The organism is Kribbella endophytica (assembly GCF_054781295.1).
The window spans coordinates 3283368-3298782 of record NZ_BAAGUR010000001.1 but is presented as its reverse complement, the minus strand read 5'-3'; the positions used below and the strand labels follow the sequence as shown (position 1 = coordinate 3298782).

Below are 15415 nucleotides of genomic sequence, written 5' to 3'. Positions count from 1 at the left end.
ATGACGATCGAACAGTTCAGCACCAAGGGTCGCCTGGCCGACGTCGGCGAGGGCATCACCGCCGACGAGCTCCAGCTGGCCGCGCGCAACCACGGCATCCCGCTGGAGGCACTGCGCTACGACCTGACCCCTCCGGGGCTGCACTACGTGCTCGTGCACTACGACATCCCGCTGACGAACGCCTTCGACTGGCGCCTCACCGTCGACGGTTGTGTTGAGCAACCGATCGACTTCGGCCTGACGGAGCTCCGCGCGATGGGCCGGCAGACCGTGCGCGTCACTTTGGAGTGCGCAGGCAACGGTCGCGCGAACCTTCATCCGCGCCCGATCAGCCAGCCGTGGCTGATGGAGGCCGTCGGCACCGCCGAGTGGACCGGCGTACCGCTGGCTGCTCTGCTGGAGGCCGCCGGGATTCGTGAGGACGCTGTGGACGTGGTGTTCACCGGCGCCGACCACGGCGTGGAACGCGGCATCGAGCAGGACTACCAACGAGGCCTGTCGGTCGCCGAGGCCCTCGACTCCAACGCCCTCGTCGCGTGGGAGATGAACGGCATGCCGCTCCCACCCCAGCACGGGTACCCGCTGCGCCTGATCGTCCCCGGCTGGTACGGCATGGCGTCGGTGAAGTGGCTCCGCTCGATCGAGCTCATCGACAAGCCCTTCACGGGTTACCAGAACGCCGAGGCCTACCGCATCCGCACCGAAGCGGGGGAACCCGGCGTAGCCGTCACCCGCATCGAGCCCCGAGCCCTGCTGATCCCACCCGGCCACCCCGACTTCATGACCCGCCACCGCTTCGTCCCCGCCGGCGAGGTCACGCTGCAAGGCCGCGCGTGGTCCGGCTGGGCCCCCATCGACCGAGTGGAGCTCAGCACCAACGCCGGCGCCACCTGGCAAGACGCGGAGTTGGATGCCTCAAGCAACGAAGACCTCGCCTGGCGCGCCTTTTCGTTTGTGTGGCAAGCCACCCCCGGCGAACACGTCCTCACGGTCCGGGCCCACGACAAGTCAGGCAGAGTCCAACCCATCGAAGCCCCCTGGAACCGAGGCGGCTTCGCCAACAACACCGCCCAACGCCTCACTGTCCTAGTTCAGTAAACCCGCGTGTCGCTCCTGGTGTTCGCCCCTGCCCGTCACATCATCAAAACAGGGCAACGCACCGATTCCTTCTCCCAGGAGTGATCCGCGCGATGAACACAGCACTGGACCTAGGCACCGAGCTCCACCTGCACGCCAGAATCTTCCGCACCGGCACCACCTGGTACGCCGACATCGACGACGCCGGCGACCCCCTCCCGGAAGACCCGTACTGGTACGGCCTCTACGAGAGTCAAAAGGCCGCCATAGACGCCGCCTGCACCCGCATAGCCACCCTCCACAGAACCCAATGCAACCGCCTCAGCCACGGCGCCCTCTCCGCCTGACACGGCAATCAGTCGTCGTAATACCCCTTCACAAAAACAGAGGTCGACTCGACGACGTAGCCGGATGAGAACACAGCGAAGCCCGCCCTGAGGAAGATCCGAGACGCTCCGTCGTCATCATCAGGCGTCAGCCCGGCCTCATCGAGGTCAGCGAGCACTTCCCTCATATCCCGGCCGTTCAACCACACCGCCCCAAACCGAGGAACACTCTCGCCGGCCGTCGCATAGCTCTCGACGAAGTCCACCCGATCCGACTCGTCGTAATACACGAAGATCCCAGCGGCCACGTACTCCTCGTCGGCAGCCGCGGAGGACCCCGCGGTCCGCGTAAAGCTCTTGGGCTCCTCACCCAACACCGCTCGAACCCCAGCACGATCCGCACCCAGCTTGACCGGCCCCAGCCCGACGTACCCCTCAACCATCCACGACATCGCCGCCGCCTTACTCTCGATCGTCCAGCACCAGGTGGAACGGGATGCTCGGCCTGTCCCAGTACTCGCCTTCGGCGACCACCGCGGCCCACTCCTCGGCGACTCCCACAATCATCCGCTCGAACGCACCGCGGCTCAGTGGCTCGTCCTCCAACAGGCGTTCAGGATTCTCAAGCGTCACCACGTACGCCGTACCCGGCAGCCACTCGAGATCGGCCAGGCATTCGTCGAGTGCCGACCAGTTCCTCCCGAAGTACTCCGGAAACTTGGCCGCCTCAGCGAACTGGTCGAAGAGGGCGTCACTGGTCCGCGCGCGAGTGCCGTCCAGCGCAATCACCTCGCCTCCAGCGGCGCGGAGCTCGGTGAGCATCGCCTCGAACGCCGGGGACCCGAAGGTCGCGGTGAGCCGCCAAGGCGGTGTCGCGGTCAGGAGCGGGTTGTCGCTCATCCGCCAACTCCCCTCTCGGTTCCCAGCTCAGCTGAAGCGAACGTACATGTCTTTGTCTCGCCAGGAGTCCGAGTAGCTGTTGAGCATGGCGCCGTGGAGTCGCCGGTCACTGACGTTTCGGCTCGTGTTGTTGAGTTGCCGCTCGATCTCATCCTGCACCGCCGGCCACCGCAGCACATGCATGGTGAAGGAGACCAACTCGGTGGCACCATGGATCGTCGGGTGCTGCACCATGGCGACGAGAGTCTGCTCGAACTCCTCGTGGGCCTCGGGATGGTCGATCATTACCGACAGAATCCCGTCCAGCTCCGCCTCTGTTCTCTCGGCGCCACCGTCGACGTCCGCGACCAGCAAGTACCGATGAACGCGAAGCCGGAACTCGTCGACAGGTCCCGCAGCACCCGCCCCGCAGTCCGACCGCCTGAACACCGTCTGGTAGTCGAACTCGCCGACTGCGGCAGGGGCCCCGTTCTGCCGACCCGGCCGGTAGTACTCAGAATCGATGAACGCCTCGAACTCAGGCCGCCACGGCTCGAGACCGTGAAGCGCACGGACAGCCGTCTCCACCATCGCCGGCGAGTGAAGACCGCGTCGTGGCGTAGGAAGTTCCACCGTAGCCAGCCAGTCCGCCGCAACCCCGTCGACCCACTGGTCGACCCGCTCCCCACCGGGCTGCACGCGGCTCTGGTGAATCGGAACCGACACCTCCGGCACCGGCGCCCAGTTCCCCACGAGCTTCCATTCGCCGGACACGATCTTCTGATCCGTCGTCTCGGCAAAGAGCATCGGCACCAGCCCAGACTCCACGGTCACGCTCCCGGCCTCCTCAGCCGACCCCAGCCCGGCGTACACAACGACGAACACACTCTCCGGCAGCGTCACCAAGATCCGCGCCACCGAGTACTTGCCCTCCGCAACAGGAATCAGCAACACATCGTTGTCCACGGCAAGCCCCCTTGCATCAGCTGTTCTCCGATCCGGAGGGTTCGCGCTGGGTCCACTCGTCGAGAGTTGCGACCATGCCGGCCAGCCTGGTCTCGAGTTCCCTGATCGTCAGGTCCTGCTGCTCGAAGTGCCGGACGGTTGCTGCCACCTCGTCGGTCAGGGCCAGGCGGGCCGGCAGTGGATCTGTGAGGTCCGAGCCATCGGCTTCGATTGTCAGCGCCGTCGCGACCGCGTCGGCTGCGAGGGCCAAGCCGGCGAGTTCTACGGCGCGTAGCGAGACTCTCGGCCCAGCGATCAGCCTCAGCAGGCTGTCTCGGACCGTTGGCCCGCGGCTGCTTGTCGTGCCGACCTCGCCGAAGTCGCCCACCTCGACGAGCAGCCGGGTGCGGGCCGCGTTCAGCTGTTCGCCGTACGACGAACTGAAGATCATCGGGAGCTGGGTCTCCAGCTTCCCGCTGATCGTCAACAGCGGGGACCAGACCGCGCGATCGTCGACGAGCCTCGCGAAGTCCTCCCGGGCGATCACGCGATCGAGCCAGTCGGACAGCACGAGCGCCTCGTCCTCGCTCAGCTCAACTTTCATCCGCGCCTCCCCAGTACGCCAGTGAAGACGATCTCACGACTGCACCCTGTCCGCGGAGGGCGTTGAAGGCGTCGGGGCGACGAGCTCTTCGTACGCCGGAAGCCAGGTGCCGAAGCCGTGGTAGGCCTGAAGCGCCCACTCCAGCACCGCCGGCGAGTACGACGTGGGGTTCGTACGCCGGGCAGCCTCCTCGTCGGTCAGGCGCGGCCCGATGCTCCGTCGATGCGCTGCTCGTAGAACTCCGACCCGATCTCGACCTTGTAGACCGGGATGGGGACGTCGATCGCCGGCGCCCAGTTCCCGACGACCCTCCACTGACCGTCCTCGATCAGCACCGACACGGTCGGGACGAGAAGGATCGGCTCCCACTCCCGCCCGTCCAGGTCAACCGGGCCGTCCGCACCGACCACGTCCGGGTAGGCGACGATCAGCACGCTCGGCCCGCGCTGCCACACGATCCGCGCGATCGCGAACTCGTCGTCGCGGATCGGCACCAGCAGTACGTCGTTCTCCGCCACGCGCGCGACCCTACAGGCCCCCGGCGCGTCAGGCCCTGATCACTCGACCGGCCGGCGGCGGTGGGTGAAAGTGCCGGAGAGCAAGGCCGCAAGCGTCAGCGCAGGTAGGGCTGTCGCGGCGACTGTGGTGGTGTAGTCGAGCCAACTGGGGGCCCAGTTGGCGGTGGTGATGAGGACCTTGGTGCGGTCGTCCGGGTCGACGACCACGGGGACGTACGTGTTGGCGGCCGGGAGGGTGAAGAGTTTGTCGGCGCCTTCGAGGTTGGTGGGGTTGCCTGTGTCGGGGTGCCGGACGAGGACTGTGGTGAGTTGGGTGTGGAGGGTCGGGGTGTAGACGGCGACGACCTCGACCTCTCGGACCGGCTGCGTCTCGACCACCCGCAGGTTGTCGTCCAGGTGGGACAGTGCGATCGGAGTGATGACCAGACCGGCCAGGAGGACCGCCAGGGAGGCGGCGGTGCGGAGGGCGGTGGGGCAGGTCATCTTTCAGGGATACCGCAGGATGCGCGGTTTCGCCTGTCGGCGTGGTGGTTCGACACACAATCGTCGTGATTACTCGGGTTTGTTGGCCGACGTACCGCCGATCTTGTACGGCGTACTGACGCCCTCGTACATCAAGTGCGTCATCAAACCCTGCGACGCGTGCGGCAGGTTGTGGCAGTGGTCCATCCAGACGCCGGGGTTGTCGGCCAGGAAGGCGATCTCGTAGGTCTCGTCGTCGTCGACCTCCAACGTGTCGATCCACCAAGGGGTGCCTGACGCCGCGACGCCGTTGCGGGACAGGACGACCGCGTGGTGGCCGTGCAGGTGCATCGGGTGCGACTGCCCGCTGGTGTTGGAGATCGTCATCTTCACCACGTCCCCGGACGCGACCATGAACATCGGGACGTCGGGAAACTTGTGCCCGTTGATCGTCCACCACAGGCCCGGTACGCCGTCGAGGAACCCGGGGCGCCGGCCGATGCGGTACTCGAAGCTGCGGTCAGGATGCGCGACGTCGAGGCCCAGCGGAGCAGGTGTGCCGTAGGTGAGCAGATCGATGGTTGCTGAAGACAAAGATCCACCAGGCGGATCCACACCCGGTGGACCGATGGTCAGATTCACCCCACCGGCATCCAGTCGTACGCCGCCAGCGGGGACCGTGACCTCGAAGTCTGCGCGGGCGCCCGCGGCCAGCGGGAAGGTGTCGGTGGTCGAAGTCGGCCCGTGCAGCTCCCGACCGTCGACGGCGACGACCTTGAAAGGCGCTCCGACCAACCCCGTGCGGATCAAAGCGTTGTCGGTGTTGATCACCCGCACGCGCAGCGCCGTACCAGCAGGAACGTCGACGCGGGAAGCACCGGTCGAGCCGTTGATCGTCCGGCGGTCGTCGTACGTGTGAATCGCGGCTACGACATCGCGACCGCGCGAGCCGATGACGATCGTGCCGAAGAGCCCGTTGCGGACCTGCTCGCTGGAGACCTGGTGCGAGTGGTACCAGTACGTGCCGGCGTCGACAGCCTTGAAGCGATAGACATGCTTACCACCCACCGGTACGGCGTCCTGCGTGACCCCGGCGACGCCGTCCTCCGCGTTGGGGACGTCGATCCCGTGCCAGTGCAGCGTCGCGCCGTCGGGGACGGACTCGTTGACCAGCGTGACCTCGACCAGATCGCCCACCTCGGCGCGGATCGAAGGCCCCGGCGACGAGCCGTTGAGCGTGTAGCCGTCGACGGACTCACCGGATGCCAACGTGAACGACGCCTTCCGAGCGGTCAGCGTCACCGCGACATCGGCGACCCCCGTGCGCGGACCGGTCAGGTCCGCGACACTCGCGCCGCCGTGATGCTGATGCCCCGACGCAGGGCCGCCGCCGTAGTCGGCGTACCCCATGTCAGTCGCCGAGTACGACGACGGCACGAGGCTGGTCGCCCAGAGGTACGCCAGCGGCACCAACACCGCCAGCGCTACTCCAAGGGCGACCAACCTGTTCCTCAGCCGATGCTTGTTCCCTTCAGGCACTGGCTGCCACCGGCGTCGATGCACGACGAGACGCAGCACCCGCCACACCCGCGATCGCCAGCCCGTTGATCCCGTGCAGGATGCCGAGCGCCGGAATGCCGAACGACACCACCGCCAGCAGGAACTGCAGCACGACCAGCCCGACCACCACACCAGCCAGAAGACGCCCGCGCGGTACGTCGGTGAGGAAGGAGACGATCAGGAAGATCAACGCGATCAGCCCGATCGCCGTACCGGCCATGCTGTGGTAGCTCTGGCCGAAGTTGCTGTAGTCGGCGCCGATCGTCACCCCGTCCTCCGCGTCGGCCGCGGTGGTGAACCCGGCCAGGGCGATCGCCGCGACCTGGAGCACCACCGCGAGCGCGATCAGCGAGGCGAGCGCCCGGTACGCCGTCCTCATGCGTGCCGCCGCTTCTTCACGAACACGACCGCCGCGACGATCAGCAGCAACGGCAGCACCGGCGGATGCCCGCCGCCCACCACACACCCGACCGACGCAAGGACAGCAAGCGCCGCCAACGCGATCAGCAAAGGCAGGGGAATCCGGGAGAAGGGCCCCCGAGCCGCCCACGCCGGACGTCCTCCGCGCGAGGCACGGCCGGACTCCGATCCCGCCTCGGCCGACGTCCACGGCGGACGAGTCCACCCGAACGGCCCTGCCCAGGCCTCCTCGGCGCCTTCAGCCTTCTCCCCCGGCAGATCAGCGAACAGCGCCGCCAGGTCCGCCGCCGTCTTCGCCTGCAGCGCCACACCGATCCGCTCGGTGTGCTCCTCGGCGGTCAGCCGCCCGGCCTCGTAGTGCTCGCCCAGCCGTCTGACCGCTTCCTCGCGTTCCTGGTCCCCGACCCGCACGTTCTCGTTCATGACACTCCTCGGTCGTCGCAGTTCTGATGCCACCGATCGTGTCCTCCGAGCACCCCTCACCGCGTCGCCTCGGCGGCGACACCTCACCTACCTCCGGCGGAGCACGGCAGCCCCCAGACGTAGTACGGCGTACTCCCCCGGGCGTACGCCGCCCCAGGGAAAACCCCAGGCATCACCCCGGCTCGCCGACTAAACTCGTCGGCGGCCACCCTCCGTCATGTGGGTCCGGCTGCCGGCAGACTCCGGCTTGCTCCATCGACCCGGCTCCCCAGTCTGCGTGGGCCGGCCCTGGAGGCGCGGCATGCACGCGATCAGCGCGACCGACCTGACCAAGGTCTACAAGTACACCGAGCAGGAGCCCGGCCTGAAGGGCGCCCTCAAAGGCCTCTTCAAGCCCGTACGCCGGGAGCGCACAGCCGTCGACGCCGTCACCCTGACGGTCCCGGAGGGCCAGGTGATCGGTCTGCTCGGCCCGAACGGCGCCGGCAAGACCACCACGATCAAGATGCTCTGCGGCCTGCTCCGTCCGACCGCCGGAGAACTCCACGTTCTGGACCACGAGCCGCACAAGAGATCCTTCGACTTCCTCAGCCGGATCTCGGTCGTGTTCGGCCAGAAGTCGATGCTCTGGTGGGACGTCTCGACGTACGACTCGCTGCTGATCCACCGCGAGATGTACGCGATCCCGAAGCCGACCTTCGACGCGTCCGTCGCCGAACTCACCGAACGCCTCGACGTCGCCCACCTGGTCAACATCCCGGTCCGCAAGCTCTCCCTCGGCCAGCGGATGCGCTGCGAGCTCGTCCTCGCCCTGCTCCACGGCCCGGACCTGCTGTTCGCCGACGAACCGACCGTCGGCCTCGACGTCGTCGCGAAACTTGCCCTGCGCAACTTCCTGGCGGAGATGAACCGCGACCACGGTACGACGATCGTGCTGACCAGCCACGACATGAGCGACGTCGCGGCGCTGTGCCAGCGGATCGCGCTGATCGACCACGGCGTGATCGGTTTCGACGGCGACCTCACCGAGCTCCGCCAACGCTCCGGCCAGCACAAGGACGCCGACCTCGACCAGGTCCTGGCCGCCATGTTCCAGGGCCGCCGCTCGTGACCCGGCAGCTGCGGCTGCTCCGCATCCTGACCGTGCAAGAGGTCCGGATGATGATGAACCACCGCTGGTGGCTCTTCCTGCTCCAGATCGCCAACGTGCTGCCGCCGGCGATCGCGCTCCTGGTCTGGCACGGCGCCATCGACCAAGGCGCGCGCCCGCCCGTCTCCACGACGTACCTGACCAGCTACCTGGTCCTCGTCAGCGTCGTCGCCATGATCACCTCGAGCTGGACGTCGGGCTTCCTGGCCGCCTCGATCCGCCTCGGCGGCCTCAACTCCTGGCTCGTCCGCCCCTGCTCGACCCACCTGTCGTACCTGGCCAACAACTCCGCCGAGAAGTTCCTCAAGCTCGGCCTCCTCGTCCCCCCGGTCGCGGTCCTGGGCGTGATCTTCCGCCACGACCTCCGCCTGCCCGGCGAGCCGCACCGCTGGCTCCTCTTCCTCCCGGCCCTGGTCGTGGCCGCGGCGATGACGTTCGCACTCGACATCCTGATCGGCTCGCTCGCGTTCTGGATGGAGGACATCGCCGCGATCGACCGCCTGCGCTACCTCCTCGCGCGGCTCCTGTCGGGAGGACTCGTCCCGCTGGCGCTCTTCCCCGGCGTCTTCCAGCCGTGGCTCGACGCGCAGCCGTTCCGGTTCCTGATCTCGTTCCCGCTCGAGGTCCTGCTCGGTACGACGGACGCGATCGACTACGTCTACCAGGCCGGCTGGTGCGCCGTCCTGGTCGGCGGCGCGATCCTGATCTGGCGCCGCGGCCTGCGCGACTACCAGGGAGCCGGCGCATGACGCCCCGGCTGTTCTGGGCCTGCCTCAAGCAGGCGATTCGCCGGGACCTGCAGTTCCGCAGCCAGACCGCGATCAACGCGTTCTCGTCGATCGGCGACCTCGTGCTCGGCGTCGTACCGGTCCTCATCATCACCAACGCCGGCGGCACCGCCTGGACCGGACCGCTGGCCGTCGTGGTGGTCGGCATCTTCGGCATCTCGACCGGCCTGATGGACTGCTTCGTCCGGCCGAACCTGGCCAAGATGCACAGCTACGTCCGCCAGGGCGACCTCGACCTCATCCTGATCCGCCCGGTCGACGCGCAGGTGTTCGCGACGCTGCGCTGGATGGAACCCGCCGAGCTCGGCCGCGTGCTGTCCGGTGCCGCGATGGTCGCGGTCGGGCTGCACCTGGCCGAACTGCGGCCCGATGCCGGCCTGGTCCTCCAGGCGGCGGCCTGGGCCGTGATCGGCTTCGTCGGGTTCAGCCTGCTCTGGGCCAACCTCGCCTACTCGGCGTTCTGGTTCGAGAGCGCGGAGCCGATCAACGAGATCGCGTCGCAGGTCCGCGAGGCGGGCAAGTACCCGATCAGCTACTTCACCGGCGCCGCCCGGCTCGTCCTGATGACGCTCGCGCCGGCCGGGCTGGTGGCCGCGGTGCCGGTCGAGACGCTGACCGGCACCGCATCACCTCTGCTCTTCGCTCTCCCGGCGCTCGCCGCCGGACTCCTGCTCACCAAGTTCCACTGGCACCTCGCCAGTCGCCGCTACAGCTCAGCCAGCAGCTGATACAGCGTTTCAGACCCTAGTACGCCGTTTCAGCTCACCGCCGACAGGATCTGGTTCACGTCGTCGTTGGCTTCGGCCAGCGACGCCGGTTCCTTCTCGAACGCCATCACCGCGTCCATCGCCGGCACCATCACCGCGCTGACGTCGGCCGCGTTCGGGTTCGCCGGGTAGGCGAACACGTCGCCCGCCGACACCGGCTCCAGGAACGGCGTGACGTCCCAGCCGTCGGCCTCGAACGCCGCCTTCGCCAGCGGCAGCGAAGCGCTCACCGCCGGGAACACGACCCCGGCCTTGGCGACGATGTCCTGCGCCGTCTGCGACCCGAGGAACTTGACCCACGCCCAGGACGCGTCCTTGCGGGTCGAGTCACCCCAGATCGTGTCCGCCAGCCCGTTCATCATCGACATCCGCTTGCCGTTCGGCCCCTCCGGGAGGCGGGCCAGCTTGGTCTTCACCTGCTTCAGACCGGCGTACGTCTCGAGCATCCAGGACCCGTTCGGCGTGATGCCGTACTTGCCGGCCCCGAACGACGTGGTCACGTCGACACCGGACTTCGCCTGCGCGTACGTCGGCATGAAGCCCTTGCTGATCAGCCCGCGCCACCAGCCGATCGTCTCGGTGAACTTCGGGTCGCCGTAGAAGAACTTGGTTCCCCACGGCTCGCCCTCGGAGTACTTCCAGTCGTTCGTCGCGGCGTACCAGCTCCAGCTGGTCTGGCCGTCGGCGCCGCCGGCGTCGCCGTACCCGAGCCCGAAGACCTTGATGTTGTCCTTGTCGAACCCGGGCTGGTCACCGCGCCGACCCTTGGAGTCGACGGTCAGCCGGGCCACGATCTGCTCGAACGTGCCGCCGTCCTTCGGGTTCCAGGTCATCGCGTTCAGCTGGTCGGTGCTGATGCCGGCCGCCTCGGTGAGGGCCGAGTTGTAGAAGTACACCTCGGTGTCGAAGTCCTTCGGCAGTCCGTACCGCTTGCCGTCGGCACCGATCCAGCGGTCGGCCAGACCCTTCTGGTAGATCGACAGGTCGACCCCGTCGCGCTCGACGTAGTCGTCCAGCGCGAGCACCTGGCCCTTGTCGGCGAACAACGGGTACTTCGCCGAGTGCGACGTGAACACGTCGGGCGCCGTACCGGAGATGAACCCGGTGACGAGCTTGTTCCAGTAGTCGTTCCAGCCGTACTGCTCGATCTTCACGCTGTACTGCGGGTTCTGCTGCTGGAACACCTTCGCGCACTCGGTGTACATCGGCAGCTGGGCGGAGTCCCACAGCCAGTAGATGACCTCACCGGACCCGCGCGAGGCCGCTCCGTTGTTGCACCCGGCGACCGCCGTGGCGGCCAGTCCGGCCAGTGTCCCCTTGAGCATCGTGCGTCGTGAAATGTTCATCCGACCCTCACTTGATCCCGGAGAAACCGATGGAGTTGGTGATCCGCTTGGCGAAGGCCAGGAACAAGATGATCATCGGCAGTGCCGCGATCAGCGTCGCCGCCATCAGCCCGGCCCAGTCCGGCCCTCCCTGGGGAGTCTGCGACCGGAACACCCCGAGAGCAACGGTGAGCACCCGGACGTTCTCCTGCTGCCCGACCAGCAACGGCCAGAAGTAGTCGTTCCAGGAGTTGATGTAGGTCAGGATCGCCAGCGTCGCGATCGGCGCCGCGCTGATCGGGATCACGATGCCGAAGAAGATCCTGCGGTGCCCGGCGCCGTCGATCATCGCCGCCTCCTCCAGCTCCCGGTTGATGCTCAGGAAGAACTGGCGCAGGAAGAAGATCGCGAACGGCGTCATGAACGCACCCGGCAGGATGATGCCGGCGAAGCTGTTCAGCAGGCCGAGGTTCTTGATCAGCACGAAGTTCGGCAGCGTGGTGAAGATCGGCGGCACCATCAGCGCGGCCAGGAACAGTGCGAACACCTTGTCCCGGCCGGGCCAGCGCAGCCGGGCGAACGCGTACGCCGCCATCGCGCTGAAGAACACCTGGCAGACCGTCGTCACCGTGGACACGATCAGCGAGTTGCGCAGGTACAGCCAGAAGTTGACCGCGGCACCGGACCCGCCCTGGGCCTGGGCCTCCTCGACCGTCGACAGCCCGAGCACCCGCTTGAAGGCGCCGAGCGTGGTCTCCACCGGGAGCAGCGAGTTCGGGTGGCCGGCCAGCTGGGTGTTGTCCGACAGCGCCGTACGGAGCATCCAGTAGAACGGGAAGAGGGTCAGCAGCATCAGCACGATCAGGACGACCCACGCGACGGTCCGGCCCGGAGTGAGTGATTTCCTCATGCCAGATCACTCTCCTTGGCGCGGAGCAGCCGCAGCTGCAGCAGCGAGACGACGGCGAGAATCGCGAACAGCACCAGGGCCATCGCGGAGGCGTACCCGAAGTCGAACCGGGTGAACGCGCGCTCGTAGATGTAGTAGTAGATGACCCGGGTGGCGTTGATCGGCCCGCCCTGCGTGGTCACCGCGATGGTGTCGAAGATCTGGAACGAACCGATCATGGTGACCACCAGGACCATCACCAGAACGGGCCGCAGCAGCGGCAGCGTGATCCGCCAGAACGTCTGCATCTCGCTCGAGCCGTCCACCTCGGCGGCCTCGTACACGTACGACGGAATGGTCTGCAGACCGGCGAACACCAGCAGCGCCGTGTAGCCCATGTGCCGCCAGATGTTGATCCCGGCAACGGTCGGGATCGCCCAGTGCGAGTCGCCGAAGAAGGCGACCGGGTCGATCCCGATCAGCGTCAGGCCCTGGTTCACGATGCCGACCTGGAAGTCGAGCATCCAGTACCAGACCAGCGCGACCACGACGTTCGCGATCAGGTACGGCAGCAGGATCACCGCGCGGACCGTGATCGACTTGGTCAGCCGGTACATCAGCATCGCGATCAGCACCGCCAGCACGGTCTGCAGGCCGATGTTGATCACGACGTACTCGATCGTGACGACGAGCGCGTTCCAGAAGAAACTGTCGTGGATCATCCGCTCGTAGTTCTGCAGCCCGTTGAACTCCGGCGCCTGCAGCAGGCTGTACTCGGTGAAGCTCAGGTACGCGCCGCGCAGGGTCGGCCAGATGTAGAAGACCACGAACCCGAGGGTGGCCGGGGCCAGGAAGATCATCGCGACCTTCAGGTCCCCGAGCCTTCGTCGTTGTCGCTTCGGTGGGGCACTCGTCGTCACGGTCACAGCCGATCTCCTCCTCAGTCGATGGCTTGCACGTCCAGCAGGATCGCGTTCTCGGGCCACTGCGCCGGGACCTGGACCCCGACGTTGGCGAGGGCGGCGCCGTTCAGCTCGACGTGACCACCGTCGACCCACCACGGAGCGTTGTTGCGGGGCTGAGCACCAGGGGTCTGCACCTTGGTGACGCGGTACGTCCGCGTGGCGTCGAGCCCGGGCAGCCGGACCCGGCCCTGGTCGGAGGTGATCGACTGGGTCAGCTGTACGGCGCCGAAGACCGCGCGCGACCCGTCCTGCGCGACGACACCGTGCAGCAGGAAGTCCTCCGGGCCACGGTCGGCCCGGACCACCCGGCCGGTGTGCAGCAGCGGCCGGAGCTCCTTGTGCAGCGCGACCCAGCCTGCCAGCTCCTCGCGCTCCTCGGCCGACGCCGCGCTGATGTCCCACTCGATGCCGAAGTGGCCGAACAGCGCGGTGGTCGCCCGGAACGCGAGCGTCTGGGTCCGGCCGGTGGTGTGCGCCTTCGGCGGGCCGACGTGGCAGCCGATCAGCTCCGGCGGGAGCAGCAGCTGGGTGTAGCGCTGGATCTTCTGCCGCTCCAGCGCGTCGTTGCTGTCGCTGCCCCAGACCCGGTCGGTCCGCTCCAGTACGCCGAGGTCGACGCGCGCGCCGCCCGAGGAGCAGGACTCGATCTCCAGGCCGGGGTGCCGGCGCTTGAGCTCGTCCAGCAGCCGGTACAGCGCCAGGGTCTGCGCGTGGATGCCCGCGGTCCCGGTCTGCTGGTTGCCGCCGTCAACGAAGTCGCGGTTGTGGTCCCACTTCAGGTACGAGATGTCGTACTCGTTCAGGATCGAGTCGAGCCGCTCGAGGATGTAGTCGTACGCCGCGGGGATGCCCAGGTTGAGCCCCTGCTGGTGCCGCGCGGTCGGCGGCATCCGGTTGCCGGTGGCAAGGATCCAGTCCGGGTGCTCGCGCGCCAGGTCGGAGTCGGGGTTGACCATCTCGGGCTCGACCCACAGACCGAACTGCAGCCCGAGACCGGTGACGTGGTCGACCAGCGGGTGCAGGCCCTTCGGCCAGATGCCCTCGTCGACGTACCAGTCGCCGAGGCCGGCGTGGTCGTCACGGCGGCCGCGGAACCAGCCGTCGTCGAGCACGAACCGCTCGGCGCCGACCTCGGCGGCAGCGTCCGCGAGCGCCTTCAGCTTGTCCAGGTCGAGGTCGAAGTAGACCGCTTCCCAGGTGTTCAGGACGACCGGGCGGTCGGTGGTCGGGTGGGTCGGCCGGGCCCGCAGGTACTCGTGGAAGCGGGTCGACAGCTGGTCCAGGCCCACGCCGTACGAGCCGTAGATCCAGGGGGTGCTGTAGCTGCCCTGCGGCTCGAGGCGACCCTCGCCCGGCAGCAGGAGCTCGCCGCCGCCGATGACGGCGTACCCGCTCATCCCGCGCTCGGCGTACGAGCGGTGGTTGCCGCTCCAGGCGGTGTGCACGCCCCAGACCTCACCGGTGGCGAAGCCGAAGTTCTGCGTGCCGGCGATCAGCAGCAGGGTCGCGTCGGCGCCCGTGCGGCCGCGGCGGTTGTCGCGGACGTGCGCGCCCTGGGTGAACGCGTGGCGCTGCGGGTGCCGCTCGCCGATGTGCCGGCCGGTCATGTCGAACAGCTCGGTCGCCTCGGTCGGCACCGGCAGAGCGAGCACGAGACCGTCAACCGTGTACGGCGAACCGCCCGTGTTGGTCAGGTCGGCCTTCGCCTTCACCAGGCCGGAGTCGGTCAGCTCGATCGTCAGCGCGAGCGTGAGCTGCGCGCCGGCGTCGGCGGCCTGGACGGTGACCGTGTTGCCGTCCTGCTCGACACTCTGGAGCTGGAACGACGCGGAGAAGTTCTGGCCGTCGCGGTGCCCGTTGAGCCCCGGCAGACCGAACCAGCCGGCGGAGTACTCGGGGACGATCGCGACCGGCAGGTTGTCGTCGAGCCCGTTGCCGGTCTGCACCGCACCGGCCCCACGCCTGAGATCAACCAGAGCGTTCGCGCTCAGCTCACCGAGATCCGCACCCCAGTGCAGGACCGACGGAAGGGCCGGGCCGGAGCAGTCCAGCACTAGGCTGACACCCGCTGAGCGGAGCTGCAGCACCTTGATGTTCGACACTGTTGATTCACTCTGCTTTCTGATTGATTTCAGGACGGAACTATTTACCCTGACACGCCGAATGTCAATGCTTCACGAGGTTAAGTAAATACCCTAAGCCCCCGCACGCAGCTCTACAACGTGGGAACGCCCGATCACGTCGATGATCGGGCGTTCTCAGGCAGGCCGGGCGGGGTCGCAGGCCTGCTGCTGCTCGCAGCGGCGCTGGTCAAGCG

18 protein-coding genes are annotated in these 15415 nt (G+C 67.6%); 5 read left to right on the top strand and 13 right to left on the bottom strand.

The genetic code is table 11. The annotated features are described in order from the left end of the window. Both ACYVIO_RS15815 and ACYVIO_RS15810 read left to right on the top strand, forming a co-directional pair. Positions 1 to 1098, top strand: coding sequence for a sulfite oxidase (locus ACYVIO_RS15815; protein ID WP_460651512.1), 1098 nt, complete (start codon positions 1 to 3; stop codon positions 1096 to 1098). A 92-nt stretch (positions 1099 to 1190) separates the two neighbouring features. After that, positions 1191 to 1424, top strand: a complete 234-nt coding sequence (locus tag ACYVIO_RS15810; RefSeq protein WP_460651511.1) for a hypothetical protein — start codon at positions 1191 to 1193, stop codon at positions 1422 to 1424. Positions 1425 to 1432: 8 nt separating this feature from the next. Here the strand turns inward: ACYVIO_RS15810 and ACYVIO_RS15805 are convergent, their stop codons facing one another. From ACYVIO_RS15805 to ACYVIO_RS15765, 9 genes are all read right to left on the bottom strand, one after another. Further along, positions 1433 to 1855, bottom strand: a complete 423-nt coding sequence (locus tag ACYVIO_RS15805; protein ID WP_460651510.1) for a hypothetical protein — start codon at positions 1853 to 1855, stop codon at positions 1433 to 1435. A gap of 10 nt (positions 1856 to 1865) precedes the next feature. Then, the gene (locus ACYVIO_RS15800) at positions 1866 to 2303 is read right to left on the bottom strand and encodes a barstar family protein (RefSeq protein WP_460651509.1); all 438 of its coding nucleotides are present in this window, start codon (positions 2301 to 2303) and stop codon (positions 1866 to 1868) included. A gap of 27 nt (positions 2304 to 2330) precedes the next feature. Next, positions 2331 to 3248: a hypothetical protein gene (locus ACYVIO_RS15795; protein WP_460651508.1), complete on the bottom strand. Its 918-nt coding sequence runs from the start codon at positions 3246 to 3248 to the stop codon at positions 2331 to 2333. A gap of 16 nt (positions 3249 to 3264) precedes the next feature. After that, the gene (locus tag ACYVIO_RS15790) at positions 3265 to 3831 is read right to left on the bottom strand and encodes a hypothetical protein (protein WP_460651507.1); all 567 of its coding nucleotides are present in this window, start codon (positions 3829 to 3831) and stop codon (positions 3265 to 3267) included. Between the two features lie 197 nt (positions 3832 to 4028). Continuing rightward, positions 4029 to 4349, bottom strand: a complete 321-nt coding sequence (locus tag ACYVIO_RS15785; protein ID WP_460651506.1) for a hypothetical protein — start codon at positions 4347 to 4349, stop codon at positions 4029 to 4031. Positions 4350 to 4388: 39 nt separating this feature from the next. Beyond that, positions 4389 to 4832: a hypothetical protein gene (locus ACYVIO_RS15780; protein WP_460651505.1), complete on the bottom strand. Its 444-nt coding sequence runs from the start codon at positions 4830 to 4832 to the stop codon at positions 4389 to 4391. A gap of 69 nt (positions 4833 to 4901) precedes the next feature. After that, positions 4902 to 6287 carry a multicopper oxidase family protein gene (locus ACYVIO_RS15775; RefSeq protein WP_460651504.1) on the bottom strand — a complete coding sequence of 462 codons (1386 nt, stop codon included), beginning with the start codon at positions 6285 to 6287 and terminating at the stop codon, positions 4902 to 4904. A gap of 55 nt (positions 6288 to 6342) precedes the next feature. Continuing rightward, positions 6343 to 6750: a hypothetical protein gene (locus tag ACYVIO_RS15770; protein WP_460651503.1), complete on the bottom strand. Its 408-nt coding sequence runs from the start codon at positions 6748 to 6750 to the stop codon at positions 6343 to 6345. Then, positions 6747 to 7214 (bottom strand): DUF1707 SHOCT-like domain-containing protein, encoded by a 468-nt coding sequence (locus ACYVIO_RS15765; RefSeq protein ID WP_460651502.1) that lies wholly within the window; start codon positions 7212 to 7214, stop codon positions 6747 to 6749. Before ACYVIO_RS15765 ends, ACYVIO_RS15770 begins: the two co-directional genes overlap by 4 nt. Before the next feature lie 301 nt (positions 7215 to 7515). Between ACYVIO_RS15765 and ACYVIO_RS15760 the strand changes: the two genes are divergently transcribed. From ACYVIO_RS15760 to ACYVIO_RS15750, 3 genes are read left to right on the top strand one after another with little or no spacing between them, the layout of a single operon-like run. Beyond that, positions 7516 to 8325, top strand: coding sequence for an ABC transporter ATP-binding protein (locus ACYVIO_RS15760; RefSeq protein WP_460651501.1), 810 nt, complete (start codon positions 7516 to 7518; stop codon positions 8323 to 8325). Further along, positions 8322 to 9113 carry an ABC transporter permease gene (locus tag ACYVIO_RS15755; RefSeq protein WP_460651500.1) on the top strand — a complete coding sequence of 264 codons (792 nt, stop codon included), beginning with the start codon at positions 8322 to 8324 and terminating at the stop codon, positions 9111 to 9113. The genes ACYVIO_RS15760 and ACYVIO_RS15755 overlap by 4 nt, the downstream gene beginning before the upstream one ends. Next, a complete protein-coding gene (locus ACYVIO_RS15750) occupies positions 9110 to 9880 on the top strand; it encodes an ABC transporter permease (protein ID WP_460651499.1) in 771 nt (256 codons plus the stop codon). The genes ACYVIO_RS15755 and ACYVIO_RS15750 overlap by 4 nt, the downstream gene beginning before the upstream one ends. Before the next feature lie 29 nt (positions 9881 to 9909). Here ACYVIO_RS15750 and ACYVIO_RS15745 read toward each other — a convergent pair whose 3' ends face one another. From ACYVIO_RS15745 to ACYVIO_RS15730, 4 genes are read right to left on the bottom strand one after another with little or no spacing between them, the layout of a single operon-like run. Further along, on the bottom strand, positions 9910 to 11265 hold the full coding sequence (locus ACYVIO_RS15745; protein ID WP_460651498.1) for an ABC transporter substrate-binding protein: 1356 nt from the start codon (positions 11263 to 11265) through the stop codon (positions 9910 to 9912). A gap of 7 nt (positions 11266 to 11272) precedes the next feature. After that, the gene (locus ACYVIO_RS15740; protein ID WP_460651497.1) at positions 11273 to 12154 is read right to left on the bottom strand and encodes a carbohydrate ABC transporter permease; all 882 of its coding nucleotides are present in this window, start codon (positions 12152 to 12154) and stop codon (positions 11273 to 11275) included. Continuing rightward, the gene (locus tag ACYVIO_RS15735; protein ID WP_460651496.1) at positions 12151 to 13059 is read right to left on the bottom strand and encodes a carbohydrate ABC transporter permease; all 909 of its coding nucleotides are present in this window, start codon (positions 13057 to 13059) and stop codon (positions 12151 to 12153) included. The genes ACYVIO_RS15740 and ACYVIO_RS15735 overlap by 4 nt, the downstream gene beginning before the upstream one ends. Before the next feature lie 14 nt (positions 13060 to 13073). Beyond that, on the bottom strand, positions 13074 to 15200 hold the full coding sequence (locus ACYVIO_RS15730; RefSeq protein WP_460651495.1) for an alpha-galactosidase: 2127 nt from the start codon (positions 15198 to 15200) through the stop codon (positions 13074 to 13076). Between the last annotated feature and the right edge of the window lie 215 nt (positions 15201 to 15415).